At 60.8% G+C, this 13,831-nt stretch carries 14 protein-coding genes and 1 tRNA gene; 13 read left to right on the forward strand and 2 right to left on the reverse strand.

All coding sequences use genetic code 11. The features are described from left to right. The first annotated feature begins 117 nt into the window (after positions 1 to 117). The 3 genes from HWU94_RS02925 (at position 118) to HWU94_RS02935 (ending at position 3,096) form a co-directional block, all read left to right on the forward strand. Positions 118 to 870, forward strand: coding sequence for a hypothetical protein (locus HWU94_RS02925; RefSeq protein ID WP_185174240.1), 753 nt, complete (start codon positions 118 to 120; stop codon positions 868 to 870). A gap of 418 nt (positions 871 to 1,288) precedes the next feature. Continuing rightward, positions 1,289 to 1,954, forward strand: a complete 666-nt coding sequence (locus tag HWU94_RS02930) for an FABP family protein (RefSeq protein ID WP_185174241.1) — start codon at positions 1,289 to 1,291, stop codon at positions 1,952 to 1,954. Further along, entirely contained in the window at positions 1,954 to 3,096 is a 1,143-nt protein-coding gene (locus HWU94_RS02935) for a folate-binding protein YgfZ (RefSeq protein WP_244956008.1), read from the forward strand. The genes HWU94_RS02930 and HWU94_RS02935 overlap by 1 nt, the downstream gene beginning before the upstream one ends. A gap of 122 nt (positions 3,097 to 3,218) precedes the next feature. On the opposite strand, the gene HWU94_RS02940 is transcribed toward HWU94_RS02935, so the two are convergent. Next, positions 3,219 to 4,250 carry a 6-phosphofructokinase gene (locus tag HWU94_RS02940; protein WP_185174242.1) on the reverse strand — a complete coding sequence of 344 codons (1,032 nt, stop codon included), beginning with the start codon at positions 4,248 to 4,250 and terminating at the stop codon, positions 3,219 to 3,221. A 390-nt stretch (positions 4,251 to 4,640) separates the two neighbouring features. Next, on the reverse strand, positions 4,641 to 5,843 hold the full coding sequence (locus HWU94_RS02945) for a pyridoxal phosphate-dependent aminotransferase (protein ID WP_185174243.1): 1,203 nt from the start codon (positions 5,841 to 5,843) through the stop codon (positions 4,641 to 4,643). Between the two features lie 249 nt (positions 5,844 to 6,092). On the opposite strand from HWU94_RS02945, the gene HWU94_RS02950 reads away from it, so the two are divergent. The 10 genes from HWU94_RS02950 (at position 6,093) to HWU94_RS02995 (ending at position 13,745) form a co-directional block, all read left to right on the forward strand. Continuing rightward, a tRNA-Trp gene (locus tag HWU94_RS02950) sits at positions 6,093 to 6,165 on the forward strand. Positions 6,166 to 6,240: 75 nt separating this feature from the next. Next, a complete protein-coding gene (gene secE / locus HWU94_RS02955; RefSeq protein WP_185174244.1) occupies positions 6,241 to 6,504 on the forward strand; it encodes a preprotein translocase subunit SecE in 264 nt (87 codons plus the stop codon). 101 nt (positions 6,505 to 6,605) lie between these two features. Continuing rightward, on the forward strand, positions 6,606 to 7,352 hold the full coding sequence (gene nusG / locus HWU94_RS02960) for a transcription termination/antitermination protein NusG (protein ID WP_185174245.1): 747 nt from the start codon (positions 6,606 to 6,608) through the stop codon (positions 7,350 to 7,352). A 319-nt stretch (positions 7,353 to 7,671) separates the two neighbouring features. Beyond that, positions 7,672 to 8,103 (forward strand): 50S ribosomal protein L11, encoded by a 432-nt coding sequence (gene rplK, locus HWU94_RS02965; RefSeq protein WP_135012423.1) that lies wholly within the window; start codon positions 7,672 to 7,674, stop codon positions 8,101 to 8,103. Positions 8,104 to 8,243: 140 nt separating this feature from the next. Beyond that, positions 8,244 to 8,936 (forward strand): 50S ribosomal protein L1, encoded by a 693-nt coding sequence (gene rplA, locus HWU94_RS02970; protein ID WP_185174246.1) that lies wholly within the window; start codon positions 8,244 to 8,246, stop codon positions 8,934 to 8,936. 182 nt (positions 8,937 to 9,118) lie between these two features. After that, positions 9,119 to 10,039: a hypothetical protein gene (locus HWU94_RS02975; protein ID WP_185174247.1), complete on the forward strand. Its 921-nt coding sequence runs from the start codon at positions 9,119 to 9,121 to the stop codon at positions 10,037 to 10,039. A gap of 153 nt (positions 10,040 to 10,192) precedes the next feature. Then, positions 10,193 to 11,260 carry an ABC transporter ATP-binding protein gene (locus HWU94_RS02980; RefSeq protein ID WP_185174248.1) on the forward strand — a complete coding sequence of 356 codons (1,068 nt, stop codon included), beginning with the start codon at positions 10,193 to 10,195 and terminating at the stop codon, positions 11,258 to 11,260. 322 nt (positions 11,261 to 11,582) lie between these two features. After that, positions 11,583 to 12,092, forward strand: a complete 510-nt coding sequence (rplJ, locus tag HWU94_RS02985; RefSeq protein WP_185174249.1) for a 50S ribosomal protein L10 — start codon at positions 11,583 to 11,585, stop codon at positions 12,090 to 12,092. Between the two features lie 120 nt (positions 12,093 to 12,212). After that, positions 12,213 to 12,590: a 50S ribosomal protein L7/L12 gene (gene rplL / locus HWU94_RS02990; RefSeq protein ID WP_185174250.1), complete on the forward strand. Its 378-nt coding sequence runs from the start codon at positions 12,213 to 12,215 to the stop codon at positions 12,588 to 12,590. Between the two features lie 132 nt (positions 12,591 to 12,722). After that, complete coding sequence (locus HWU94_RS02995; RefSeq protein WP_185174251.1) at positions 12,723 to 13,745, forward strand: endonuclease/exonuclease/phosphatase family protein; 1,023 nt, start codon at positions 12,723 to 12,725, stop codon at positions 13,743 to 13,745. Positions 13,746 to 13,831 lie beyond the last annotated feature (86 nt).

Consider the following 13,831-nt stretch of genomic DNA (forward strand, 5'->3'; position numbering starts at 1 on the left):
GCACCAGTATAAAACGCACGCCACAGACGTTGATAAACAGGTTCGTAATACGGGAAGATAAGAAGGACGCCGGCACCCACACCACCGGCCCACCACACACCGAGATGAAATCCCAGAGTGACTACTAAAGATCCCACCCACACCCGAGCTATCCGCACCTTCGTCCCCGAGCTCACCAAGCTCCGCCGAGCCCGACAGAAAACCGTCTACGAAGGGCCCATCGGGCGTATCGGCACAACCCGCCGTTCTCGCTACACACTGGTGGCACTCTCAGCCCTCATCACCCTCATAGCCCTGGTCATCACCGCAGCTACCTCACCCGACCTCGCAGCACTCGCCGGGTTGGGCGCCGTCCTTCTCATCGCCGGCGGCTGGCCCGCAGCCACCGGCATCGCCGAACTACGCGGCCGCCGCCGCATCACCTCCCACTCCGTCATCGTGCTGATATCGGGCGTAGCCTCCCTGCTCTACTCCTGGCTCAACCCCGGCAGTTCCCCCCTGACCTTCCTGCCCGCTATCGCAGCGGTGGGCGTGGTCGCAAGCTTCATGGCAGAACTAGCCCGCGGCGAAGGCGCTGTGGGGCGCCTGGAGTCGGTCATTAGCTGCGTCTCGGGTGTGCTCGCCTCGGTATCGGTAGCAGGCTGGGTGGGTCTAGCCATCCTTGCCAGGGACGTTGAAACCGCCTATCCCGTCATCACCATCGGCCTGGCCGTCGGCCTGCTGCTGGGTCTTATCGGCATCCGGGTTGTCTCGGCAGGCCCCAAGGAGGGGCCCCGCCGCGGCGCCGTCACCCTGGGCGTAACACCCGTAGCATTTATCGGCGTCATCGCCTATGTGTGTGCGACTTTCCTCACGCACGTGGTAGGGTAGCCGTATGAGTATTCTTGCACTTGAAATTTTCTTCCTCGTCCTTCTGGGCCTGGCAGGTCTGGCTATCTTCACCTGCATCGGTTTCGTACTCACCGGCCTCTTCCGCGGCCAGAAGTAAGCAACCCACAGGCCTCTTAACACCGGCCCCGCGCACTGTTGCGCGAGGGCCGGTTTTCTTTATGCCCTAAAGCCTGACCAACAGGGGAGTAGGAAAAGCGGGCGGCGGGGACGTCCCGGCAGACGACTGGCTGGGGCTGGCATGAATTGCAGTCGATGAGCGTCGAGATTCCGAGCGCGCGAGGAAAATAATCTCGGCGTGAATCTGGCGAGCTTGTGAGCCAGAGCGAACCAGCAAGAAGGTTAGTCGTCAGAGGGACGCCCCTGCCGCCCGCACGTCTCCCGCACTACACTGGTATGTATGGCTATTGAAATTCCCACCAACCTTACCCCCGAACTCGTGCCCTTCTCCTGGCTGCTGGGCACCTGGGAGGGTACCGGCTCCCTCTGGTACGAGGGTTCAGAATCAACTCCCTTCGGGCAGATTATTACCTTCAGCCAGGACGGTCTGCCCTTCATTGAGTACCGCGCCGAGAGCTTCCTGCTCGATGACCAGGGCCAGAAGCTGCGCACCATCACCGTTGAGACCGGCTTCTGGCAGATTGACCGCCCCCAGATGGACGGCGACGTCGGCCCCGGCCTGGTACCTGCTGACGTGGTCCCGGTGCACCAGGACGCTGAGTCCGTTGAGTCCCTACGCAACGAGGACGGAGGCTTCAACCTGCTGGCTACCATCGCCCACCCCGGCGGCCTGACCGAAAACTACGTGGGCATGATTAAAGGCCCGGTGGTGCGTATGCAGACCGGCAACATGCTCAAGGACGACATCACCAAGGACTACGCCGGTTCCGTACGCCTCTGGGGCCTGGTCAACGGCAACCTCATGTGGGACTGGGAAACCGCTAACCCCGAAACCCGCAAGCTTGAGAAGCACGCTTCGGCTGAGCTGCGTAAGACCTCGTCCATGACCGGTGAAGACCTGGGCGCTACCATGTTCGGCGGCGAAAACCTTGCAGGTGACCAGTAGTGACTGCCTACCATAGCCCCCTGCTGTCTCGCCCGGGTGCTTTTGCGGCGTCCGGGGCGGACGCGGGGGTCGCTGCCCACTACGGCGACCCGGTTGCTGAGCAGCGGGCCCTGGCCCGCCGTACCCGGCTTGCCCTGGTTGACCACTCCAACCTGGGCGTGGTGACGGTTGCGGGCGAGGACCGCCTGAGCTGGCTGACCACCCTCTCAAGCCAGGTCCTAGCCGGGCTGGGGGAGGGGGACTCCACCGAGCTTCTTCTGCTGACCCCGCAGGGCCGCATCGAGTTCTCCGCCTTTGCTGTTGAGAAGGACGGCGCGGTCTGGCTGATTACTGAACGGGACCAGGCTGCGCCTCTGGCCGAGTATTTGAACCGCATGAAGTTCATGCTGCGCGTTGAGATTACCGACCGCACCGAAACCCACGCGGTGCTGGGGTCCACCCTTGACCCGCGCGAGGTTGATGGGGCGGACGCCGTGCTGGCAGGCGGCATTGTCTGGGCTGACCCCTGGAGCGCCGGTATTGCCCCCGGGGGCTACACCTACGCGTCCGCTGGGGAAGGCGAGCACCCGGCGTCCGCCTACCGCCGCTACCTGACCATCGTACCCGCCCACCGCCTGCTCGATGCGGTCGAGGGAGCCCAGCTGGCCGGGGTCTGGGCCGCTGAGGCTCTGCGCATTGAGGCCTGGCGCCCGCGCGTGGGCGTGGACTCCGATGAGAAGACCATCCCCCACGAGCTCGACCTGCTGCGTACCGCCGTGCACCTGGAGAAGGGCTGCTACAAGGGCCAGGAGACCGTTGCTCGCGTGCACAACCTGGGGCACCCGCCCCGCCGCCTAACCTTCCTCGACCTGGACGGCTCAGAGCACACCCTACCCGCTGCCGGTTCTGCCGTGATGAACGGCGAGAAGAAGGTAGGCACCATAACCTCGGTGGCCCTGCACCATGAAGCTGGGCCTATCGCCCTGGCCGTCCTGAAACGCTCGGTTGACCCCGCCGCCACCCTGCGCGTGGTGGATGAGGGAGATACGGACGCCGACGGCAACCCCGCAACTAGCCAGTACGCTGCTGCTCAGACCGTGATTGTTGTTCCGGACGCCGGCCAGGTGGCAGGACGCCGGAACATGGGGGACTTTCTGCGCTAGAGGTCTCTGATCCCGTACCACGGTAGACACGGCACAGACACGGTAAAACAAGTGCCCATAAAAATGACTGCTTCCCCAAGAATTCTTGGGGAAGCAGTCGTTTCTAGTGTGAGGCGTGTGGCCTAGCGGCCGAAGAGAACCTTAGCCTCTTCGTAGCGGTGGACCGGAACGGTCTTCAGACCGTTAAGGGCCTCAGCAAAGTCAACGCGCTTAATCTCGGTACCCTGCAGGGCAACCATCTTGCCCCATTCCTTGTCGTGAATCATATCGACAACCTGGATACCCAGGCGGGTTGAGAGCACGCGGTCAAAGCCGGTGGGGGCGCCACCGCGCTGAATGTGGCCCAGGGTGGTGTTACGGGTTTCAATGCCGGTGATGCGCTCAATCTCCTGCGCAACCCAGTCGCCGATACCGCCCAGGCGGGGGCGGCCGTCCTTCTCCTGGCCCTTACCAGCCATCACATCGTCGAAGCCCTCGGGGATGAAGCCCTCAGCAACAACAATTAGGGGGGAGCGGCCGCGGTCGTGAACTTCCTTGACCCAGCCAGAAACCTCTTCCATTGAGACCTTAACCTCGGGAATCAGAATAGCGTGAGCGCCGCCGGACATACCGGAGTGCAGGGCAATCCAACCAACGTGACGGCCCATGACCTCAGCGACCATGGCACGGTGGTGGGACTCGCCGGTGGTGCGCAGGCGGTCCAGGGCATCGGTTGCGATAGAAACTGCGGTGTCGAAACCGAAGGTGTAATCGGTTGCCTGCAGGTCGTTATCAATAGTCTTGGGAACACCAACCACGGGCAGGCCCGCGTCAGCCAGGCGCTTAGCACCAGCCAGAGTGCCCTCGCCACCGATAGCGACAATAGCATCGATACCGTTGCGCTCCATCATGATCTCGATGTTCTCGGGGCCACCATTGGGGCCATCGAAGGGGTTAGTGCGGGACGTACCCAGAATGGTGCCACCGGTACGAGCCAGACCACGAACCTTAGTGCGGGGCAGATCCATGAAGTCGCCTTCAACAACACCGCGCCAACCGTCGCGGAAGCCAACGAACTCGTCGCCGTAGGTCTTGACGCCATTGAGCACAGCGCCACGGATAACAGCGTTCAGGCCGGGGCAGTCGCCGCCGGAGGTGAGCAGACCGATCTTCATGGAGAAACTCCTTGTGTTATTCCTGGTGGGGAATGATGGTGATGACCCTGTTGGGTTTCTGCCCGTTTAGGCAGTCCAAAGTGTGGGTCTTTGTTGGTTTCTATTGTAGTAAAGAGGGGTTGCGTTGGGTAGCTGTGGGGTAGGTTGCGCTGTATGTTTTCAGCCTCGCCGTTAGAGTCAGTGATGACTTTATGTCGGGTGAGGTAGTAGATTCGGGCGCACCGGATATACAGATAGCGCGGCATATGAACCTTCGCAAGCGACCCTCTCGCAGCTTCGCTTCGCTCAGGTGCGATTCACGCCAGCCGCCGAGCCAGCTTGCTTGCGGTTCATATGCCGCGCTTACTTGGTGCCTCCATGGGGGCGTCCTGCGTACCCGAATCAGGCAAATTACTCTGCGGTTGCCAGCAGCTTCTGCATACGAGCCAGGCCTTCGGCGAGGTCTTCATCGCCCAGGGCGTAGGACAGGCGCAGGTAGCCGGAGGGGCCAAAAGCCTCACCGGGAACAACCGCTACTTCAGCCTCTTCCAGAATGATTTCGGCAAGCTCAGCGGAGGTCTGCGGGGTCTTGCCCGCAATGGTCTTGCCCAGCAGGCCGGTGACATCGGCATAGGCGTAGAAGGCACCCTTGGGGGTGGGGCAGTGGACGCCCTCGATAGCGTTAAGCCCCTCAACGATGGTCTTGCGGCGGCGGTCGAAGGCCTTATGCATCTCGTTGACGGCGTCGAGGGAGCCCGAGACAGCTTCAAGTGCCGCCAGCTGGGCGATGTTGTTGACGTTGGAGGTCATGTGCGACTGCAGGTTGGTTGCCGCCTTGGTGATGTCGACGGGGGCAATCATCCAGCCCACGCGCCAGCCGGTCATGGCGTAGGTCTTGGCAACACCGTTGAGAATGACGGTGTTCTCAGCCAGGGCGGGCACGGCCTTGACGATGGAAGTGAAGGGCACGCCGTCGTAGGTGAGGTGCTCGTAGATTTCGTCGGTGAGCACGATGATGCCCTTCTCCAGTGCCCACTCGCCAATAGCTTTGGTCTCTTCGGGGGTGTAGACCGCACCGGTGGGGTTAGAGGGGGATACGAAAATCAGGGCCTTGGTGGCGGGGGTGTAGGCTGCCTCCAGCATGTCGGGGGTGACCTTGTACTCCTTGTCGGCTCCGGCGAAGACCTCGATGGGGTTGCCACCAGCCAGGCGGATAGCCTCGGGGTAGGTGGTCCAGTAGGGGGCGGGCAGCAGCACGTCGTCACCCTCGTCAATGACGGTGGCAAAGGCCTGGTAGACGGCCTGCTTGCCGCCGTTGGTCACGATCACCTGGGAGGCGTCAATATCGATGCCGGAGTCACGCTTGGTCTTCTCAACGATTGCCTGCTTGAGGGCGGGCAGGCCAGCGGCCTGGGTGTAGCGGAAGTTGGCGGGGTCCTCAAGAGCCTTGCGGGCTGCGTCCACAATGTAGTCGGGGGTGGGGAAATCGGGCTCGCCCGCACCAAAGCCGATAACCGGGCGTCCTTGCGCCTTGAGGGCCTTAGCTTTAGCGTCAACGACGAGGGTGGCCGAGGGGGCGATAGCGCCAATCCGGCGTGATACGCGGGCAGTCATGGGGAGGTTCTCGCTTCCGTCCTGCGGGCAGGACCGTTGGATTATGGCAAAAAGGGTGCGGACGCCAGTACGACCGCTGGCACCTACCCCTTAAATCATAGGGTGGGCGGGTGCCCAAAGAGGAGCTGGCGCGCACCAAATTGCCAAAGCAAAAAATATGTTCTACAGTAGATAACGTTGTTCGCAACCGAACAGCTTTAGGTTTGTGCCCGCAAGGGTTTCAAGCCTCCTTGAAGGGGTAACCTTCAAAGGGCGGTGGCTCAATTGGTAGAGCAGCGGTCTCCAAAACCGCAGGTTGCAGGTTCGAGTCCTGTCCGCCCTGCTTCAAGCCTCACAGGTTTATTTGTCAATCGAACAGTTCATGTTCATGATGAGTCTAGAAAGGGGCGGGCCTACCATGGCTAAATCAATCGCCGCCAGGACCGCCGATTCTGAAGAACCAGGCGCAGAGAAGAAGCAGGGCTTCTTCGGCCGGATTTTTCAGTTCTTACGTGAAGTTATCGCAGAACTCAAAAAAGTCACCACTCCCACCGGTAAAGAACTGGTGCAGTATGTGATTATTGTTCTTTTCTTCGTTGCTTTTATGATGCTCTTCATCTCGGGTCTAGATTACGTTTTCGGTCAGGGAGCCTTCTGGATTTTTGGTAACGGCATCAACTAGAAGCACGGAGCTAGGCCGACGGCGGCCTAACCCGTAGAATCTTTTGTGTATGTAGGGCGTGCGCGCCTTCAAGTAAACCCCAATGACGAAAGCAGGAAAGCGTGTCCGAGCAGGAAGTTGCACCTGAAACCGAAGAGGTCGTAGAACCTGCAGAGCAGGCAACCGAAGAGGGCCACGAGGCTGTTGAAGTAGCAGCCGCTGAGGTCGTCGAAGAAGTCAGCGAAGCTGAAGAAGCTGGCGAGCCCGCCGTTGACCCGCTCGAAGAGTTCAAGGCTAAGCTACGCCGCCAGGAAGGTGAATGGTTCGTCATTCACACCTACGCCGGCTACGAGAACAAGGTCAAGGCTAACCTCGAATCCCGTGCCCAGACCATGAACGCTGAAGATGACATCTTCGAGGTTCAGGTCCCCATGGAAGAGGTCATGGAAGTCAAGAACACCACCAAGAAGCTGGTTCGCCGTGTGCGCGTCCCCGGCTACGCTCTGGTGCGTATGAACCTGACCGACGAGAGCTGGGGCGTTGTGCGCCACACCCCCGGTGTGACCGGCTTCGTTGGGCAGGACGCCTACAACCCGGTTCCCCTGCGCCTCGATGAGGTCGTTGACATGCTGGCTCCCGTCTTTGAAGCTGAGCAGGCAGAAGCAGGCGCCGCTCCCAAGGCTGCTCCCGCTGTTGAAACCGGCTTTGAGATTGGTGAGGCCGTCACCGTTAAGGAAGGCCCCTTCGAGGGCATGCCTGCAACCATCTCAGAGATCAACGCCGCAGCCTCATCCATGGTTGTGCTGATCTCCGTCTTCGAACGCGAGACCCCCGTGACCCTGAACTTCTCACAGGTCACCAAGATGTAAAACCAGCTTGTCTGGTCAAGGGCCGCCCCGCTTGATGTGGGGCGGTCCTTTTATTTTTGTTCAAAAGCGGGGGAGTCTATCGTGAGGGTGTTTGCACAGTCGACCTAACCCGGCACCCGCCCGCCTGTGAGCAAGCACCCAGGGGTAGGCGTCCGCCCCGCAATAGCTTTAAAGCCCAGACCGTACTAAGATAGAAGACTGTATGTGCGCACCCACGCCGGTGCGCCCCTACACGGTGCGGCCGCCGCCATGGCAGCACCACCGCCCGGTGCATACTCCTGTGCGCCGGTCCACCAGCTAAGAAAAGGACCAAACACAAATGGCTCCCAAGAAGAAGGTCGCAGGCCTCATCAAGCTGCAGATCCAGGCAGGCGCCGCTAACCCCGCGCCCCCCGTTGGCCCCGCACTCGGTGCACACGGCGTCAACATCATGGAATTCTGCAAGGCCTACAACGCAGCCACCGAATCCCAGCGCGGCAACATCATCCCCGTAGAAATCACCGTCTACGAGGACCGCTCCTTCACCTTCATCACCAAGACCCCTCCCGCAGCACAGCTCATCAAGAAGGCAGCTGGCGTTGCTAAGGGCTCCGGCGTACCCCACACCCAGAAGGTCGGCTCACTGACCCTGGACCAGGTCAAGGAAATCGCCCAGACCAAGATGGAAGACCTGAACGCTAACGACATCGACGCCGCAGCGAAGATCATCGCCGGCACCGCCCGCTCCATGGGCATCACCGTCGAAGGCTAAAACCCTTCCACCCCGCCCACCGCGGGGAACCGAGGTTCACACCTCACCCAAAGACAATTGTTAGAGTCTCCCACCCGGGAGGCATGTGGCAGAGCCGAGCGCGGCTCACCAAAGACCACACCTGCAAAGGAGAAAAGCAGATGGCAAAGCGCAGCAAGGCGTACCAGGCAGCTGTAGCCAAGATCGAAGCGGACAAGCTCTACGCACCCGCCGAGGCTATTGCAGTAGCAAAGGACATCGCGGCAGACAAGCCCAACTCAACCGTTGAGGTCGCACTGCGACTCGGCGTTGACCCCCGCAAGGCAGACCAGATGGTACGCGGTACCGTCAACCTGCCCAACGGCACCGGTAAGACCGCCCGCGTTGTAGTTATCGCAGCCGGCGAAAAGGCTGAAGCAGCAGAAGCAGCTGGCGCTGACTTCGTTGGCTCAGATGACCTGATCGCAAAGATCGCTGGCGGCTGGACCGACTTCGACGCAGCAGTTGCAACCCCCGACATGATGGGCAAGGTTGGCCGTCTGGGTAAGGTTCTGGGTCCCCGTAACCTCATGCCCAACCCCAAGACCGGCACCGTCACCATGGACGTTGCTAAGGCAGTTGCAGACATCAAGGGCGGTAAGATCGACTTCCGCGTTGACCGCAACTCAAACCTGCACTTCATCATCGGTAAGGCTTCCTTCACCGCTGAGCAGCTGACCGAGAACTTCGAAGCAGCTCTCGAAGAGGTTAACCGCCTCAAGCCCTCATCAGCTAAGGGCCGCTACATCTCAAAGGCAACCATCGCCACCACCTTCGGTCCTGGCGTTCCCGTTGACCCCTCAACCGTAGCCTAAGTTTCTTAGACCCTAACGGGTATCCAAGGCAGGCTCCCCGCGCATAGGTGCGGGGAGCCTGCCTTTTTGTTGTGGCGGGGAGGCGGAGCGATGGCGAAGCAAGGGCGGGATACGCGGACGCCCGGGTCTAGCTTTCACGGACACAGCCAGCTATTCTTGTGGTCAAGAGCACACCCCTTTCAATGATGTCTGGAGGCCCAACTCCCGTGTACCGCGTCGCCTACTTCCCTTACCCGCGTCCGTCCGACTTGCCCGCCTACCGCGATGAAAAGTCGCTCTACCCCGGGCTGCTTGCCCTGCAAGAACCGGTGAGCCAAACCGTCTTTCTCTACCGCCTAGAAACCCTGTACGAGGGGGACTTTCCCACCGACTACACCATCTATAACTATGCTGGTGGCCCCTTCGAGAGCGAAATGCGCATCAATATTTCTGCCCTGTACTCTGCAGAAGAACGCGGGGACGGTGAACCCATGTATCAGTTTGAAGCGCACTCCCGCTTCGAAGACCGCGCTGGCAAACTCATCTCGCAGGGGCTTCTGACTCGCACCGGAGAAATCCGCTGGGACGAACAAGATCCCGGCCACTGGCTACACCCGCATGTGAAAGCCCTGATTGAGTACCTGGCCCAGGCCCCGGCCAAAGCTCCTGAGACCATCGAAGAAGGGCAGGTAATCACCTGGGACCTCCCACAGCTTCTGAGCGAGGAGCTGACCATCACCGAACATAACTTCGAGCGCCACCTGCCCCACTGGTTCTCAGCCCAAGACACTAACGAATATGGCTGGTTTGCCTACGCCCCCGCTACAGGCGAGACGTATCCGCCTGAAAAACCTCCCTACTCACTGGTGCACATTATGCGGCCCCGCCAGGTCGTTGACCGCTATGAGGTGGACGGCACGCCCCACCTACTCGGCTACATCGCCCACGTTGAGGGCGGGGTGCACGGCGTCCTGAAATGGGGAAAGAACCTTGAGCCGACCTTATGGGAACGACAAGACGAGGTAGGGTTAGCGCCGGGACTCACCGGTACAAGACTCCCGGCCTCCTGCCGTGTTCTCATAGAGGCAGGCCAATTGCGTTACCCCGACTCCCGAATCGATTGACCTGCCCTAACGAGCGTGCGTCTTATCGCTGAGCGTGCACCTATCTGCGGCACGCTCAGCGATAAGGTGCACGCTCGGCCGAATCAGGGATGCGCTGTGGTGGGAAGGCTACGGTTAGGGCCTACCGCGCAACCGTCGGGCATAATAGAGGTCATGACCAGCCCCGCCCTAACCATCACCGGCCTGACCAAGCGGTTTGGTGCGTCCGCCGTGCTTAGCGGAATTGACCTGACCGTGCCTGGCGGCAGTCTACTTTCCCTGGTGGGGGAGTCGGGGTCGGGCAAGTCCACCCTGCTGCGCATTATTGCCGGGCTGGAACAAGCGGACGCCGGTCGCGTGCTGTTCGACCACCGGCCGGTAGGCGTTGGGGGAGGCACCCGCATTAAGGGCACGGCCAAGACCCCGCAGGCAGGGGCCGTGTCGGTGGGGTTCGTTTTTCAAAAGCCCGTGCTCTACCCCCACCTGAGCCTGGAAGAGAACATCCTCTTCGCCCAGCGCCTGCGTGCCCAGGAGCAGCTGGACCGCGACCACTACCTTTCCCTTGTCGACACCTTGGGGCTGGGGGAGCACCTGCGCAAGAGACCGGCGCAACTATCGGGTGGCCAGGCCCAGCGGGCCGGTATTGCCCGGGCCCTGGTGCGTAAACCCACGCTGGCTCTCTTCGATGAGCCGCTCTCTAGCGTCGATGAGCACCTGAGCGAAGCTATCCGCACCGACCTGCTGACCCTGCACCGCCAACTAGGGTTCACGGGCATCTACGTCACCCACACCCCCGACGAAGCCCTCGCGATGGGCCAGCAGCTCGCGGTGCTAGAGGGCGGACGCCTGGCCCAGGTTGCCGCCCCGGGGCAGGTGCTGGCCGCTCCGGCGTCCGCGCAGGTTGCCCGCCTGCTGCACCCGCTCTACAACGAGCTAGAGGTAGAACGGGGTGGGCGGGCAATACCGGCCGGTATCTCTGCCCACGGCTTTGAGCGGGCGGACGCCGCTAGCCCGGGGGCCCTACCGGTACGGGTGCTGGGCGTGCTCACCCATACGGTAGGAAGCCGTTTTAGCCTCGAAACCACTCGGGCGGTAGAGTTGCCGCACCCGGGAGGTAGTGTGACCATTCCCGCCGGTAGTCCCCTCACGGCTGTGCTGCCAGCAGTTCCCCACGATGAAGGGCAGAGACTGTCTCTGGTTCTTCGCGAAGGTGCCTTGCACTGTTTCTCAGGGCAGAGCTAGTTTGTACCATGTGCTGACCAAAAAACCTGCCTCATCTGGTCTGCATACGGTACAAAGGTGGTAGAAGCGGTGGTTTTAAGTGATTAAGCACCCTTAAACCCGGTTTTAACTTGCCAGAGCCCCGCTAACCGTGGTTAGATGAAGTAACCAAAGACCGCCGGTCTGTGCCTTTTACAGGCACGATAAGGGCTAACCAGCCCACCTGCGTAGGTGCCGATAACAGAATACAAACCAGTTTTAGCTGGGCTTGTATTATGCCTCGATGCCTGCGCGTCGGGGCATTTTTTGTTGGCCTGGCGGGATAAGAACTGGAAGGAACACCATGGCAACACAGGATAAGATTGCTGCTGTTTCCGAGATCAAGGAACTCCTTGAAACCTCGAACGGCGTAATTCTCACCGAGTACCGTGGTCTCACCGTTGCACAGATGAAGGAACTTCGTCGTGCACTGGGTGCTGAGACCGAGTACGCCGTGGTAAAGAACACTCTGACCGCTATCGCGGCTAAGGAAGTTGGCATCGACGCATTCGATGGTCAGCTCCACGGCCCCAGCGCAATCGCATTCATCAAGGGCGACTTTATTGATGCTGCGAAGGGTCTGCGTGACTTTGCCAAGGCTAACCCCCAGCTGATCGTTAAGAGCGGTTACTTCGAGGGCGAAGCTCTCGACGAAGCTGGCATCAACAAGTTTGCAAGCCTCGAATCACGCGAGGTACTTCTTGCAAAGGTCGCAGGCGGCGCAAAGGGCGCAATCGCAAAGGTTGCTCGCACCGTTGACGCTCTGCGTATCAAGCTCGAAGAGCAGGAAGGCGCAGCACCCGAGGCCGAGTAATCGCCTCGTCTCTGCCCACCGCACAGACTTCGGCCCATTCGCCTGGGCCACCCCACAATTTTCAAGCTCGCAGGCTGAAATACTGAGGCTTGCAACTGAATCAAAGAAGGAGCCAATCTCATGGCTAAGCTTTCAATCGAAGAACTCATTGAAGCATTCAAGGAACTGTCACTCGTTGAGGTTTCCGAATTCGTTAAGGCATTCGAAGAAGAATTCGACGTAACCGCAGCTGCTCCCGTTGCTGTTGCTGGTGCTGCCGGTGGCGACGCTGGTGCTGCTGAAGAGCAGTCAGAATTCGACGTTATCCTCGAATCAGCTGGCGACAAGAAGATCGGCGTTATTAAGGAAGTTCGCGCCCTCACCTCACTGGGTCTGAAGGAAGCTAAGGACCTCGTTGACGGCGCTCCCAAGCCCGTTCTCGAAGGCGTTTCCAAGGAAGACGCAGAGAAGGCTAAGGAAGCTCTCGAAGGCGCCGGCGCAACCGTCACCCTCAAGTAAGTTTCTTACTTTTCTTATCTTTGGCGCAGGGGCGGCACCCGTTACGGGTTGCCGCCCTTGCGGCTTTTTGTTTAAGGACGGACGCCGCCCCCACCTCTTCCCCTGCCTGCTGGTTTTAGCTAGGCTGGGGTCATGGGTAAGACTCTGATTCGTGTGCTCTGGTGCCTGCTGTTGGCAGGTTTTCTGACCTGGCTAGCTATCCTCCTCTGGCCGGGGCACCCGGTGACCGCCTGGCTGACCACCCGCCTGATCATTGCCCAGGCCGTTGCCTTCCCCACCTTGCTTGCGGTTGCCGGGGCGGGCGTCCTGATAGCGGCCCTGCTGGTAGCCCTGCGCTCTAGAACCAGCACAATCACCCGCTGCCTCGCCGGGCTGACGGCGGTAGCCTGTGCCGTCTCTAGTCTGCTGGCTGTCGCCGACCCCTACGGGGCTGCGCGCTATAATGCGCGCGGGGTACCTGCTATTGGGTGCGTTAATATGCAGACCTACCGGGTCACTACCTACAACGCCCTCGATACCCTGACCGACCAGTCCCTGGCTCGGTTGCTGGCCGATGAGCCGGATTTCCTGGTGCTCCCTGAAGTCTCACCCGATACACCCGCCCTTGCTGGCGGCGTTTCGGGCTACCAGCTGTTCGCCTCCACCAGCGGAAAGGCCCACATCGCCCCGACACTGACCCTGGTGAGCGACCGGCTGGGCACCTACACCGCGCAGGAAGTGCCCATGACCTTCGGCGCCCTCATTCTGGCTCCTGAAAATGACGATAGTGGTCACCCCTCACTGCTTGCGGTGCACACGGCCCCGCCCGTGCCCTCCTACATGCAGCAGTGGCGCGATGACCTAGCCACCATCGACCGCCTGGCCCGCGACGGGAGCCGCCCTGTCCTGATTGCCGGCGACTTTAACGCGACTCTGCTCCACGGCGGCCTGGCCAGCTATGCGGGGGCGCGCTCACACCTGGGTGCGGATGCTGCCCTGACCACCCACCGGATTGAGGGCACCTGGCCGGTAGGCGGAGTGCTAGGAATGCGGGCCCCGATCGACCACATCATGGTGATGCAGGGGCCACCTGCTCACAGCGAGGATATAACCTACCAGCAGGTAGGCGATTCTGACCATCTGGCAGTAAGCGCCACCACCAGCATCTGCCGGTAGAACCTTCGCGGGCTAGCCCCTATCACAAACTGGAATATTTGCCGGTCTGCTCTGTGCCCCATAGACCTAAGGCTCCGGGGAAGGCA

Source organism: Rothia nasimurium (assembly GCF_014217215.1).
Lineage (GTDB): Bacteria > Actinomycetota > Actinomycetes > Actinomycetales > Micrococcaceae > Rothia > Rothia avistercoris.

Coding starts and splice junctions, on each gene's coding strand:
- HWU94_RS02930 (WP_185174241.1), top strand. CDS start 1,289: ATGGCTATTGAAATTCCCACCAACCTTACCCCCGAACTCGTGCCCTTC.
- HWU94_RS02940 (WP_185174242.1), bottom strand. CDS start 4,250: ATGAAGATCGGTCTGCTCACCTCCGGCGGCGACTGCCCCGGCCTGAAC.
- HWU94_RS02945 (WP_185174243.1), bottom strand. CDS start 5,843: ATGACTGCCCGCGTATCACGCCGGATTGGCGCTATCGCCCCCTCGGCC.
- secE (WP_185174244.1), top strand. CDS start 6,241: ATGGCTAAATCAATCGCCGCCAGGACCGCCGATTCTGAAGAACCAGGC.
- rplK (WP_135012423.1), top strand. CDS start 7,672: ATGGCTCCCAAGAAGAAGGTCGCAGGCCTCATCAAGCTGCAGATCCAG.
- rplA (WP_185174246.1), top strand. CDS start 8,244: ATGGCAAAGCGCAGCAAGGCGTACCAGGCAGCTGTAGCCAAGATCGAA.
- HWU94_RS02975 (WP_185174247.1), top strand. CDS start 9,119: ATGATGTCTGGAGGCCCAACTCCCGTGTACCGCGTCGCCTACTTCCCT.
- HWU94_RS02980 (WP_185174248.1), top strand. CDS start 10,193: ATGACCAGCCCCGCCCTAACCATCACCGGCCTGACCAAGCGGTTTGGT.
- rplJ (WP_185174249.1), top strand. CDS start 11,583: ATGGCAACACAGGATAAGATTGCTGCTGTTTCCGAGATCAAGGAACTC.
- rplL (WP_185174250.1), top strand. CDS start 12,213: ATGGCTAAGCTTTCAATCGAAGAACTCATTGAAGCATTCAAGGAACTG.
- HWU94_RS02995 (WP_185174251.1), top strand. CDS start 12,723: ATGGGTAAGACTCTGATTCGTGTGCTCTGGTGCCTGCTGTTGGCAGGT.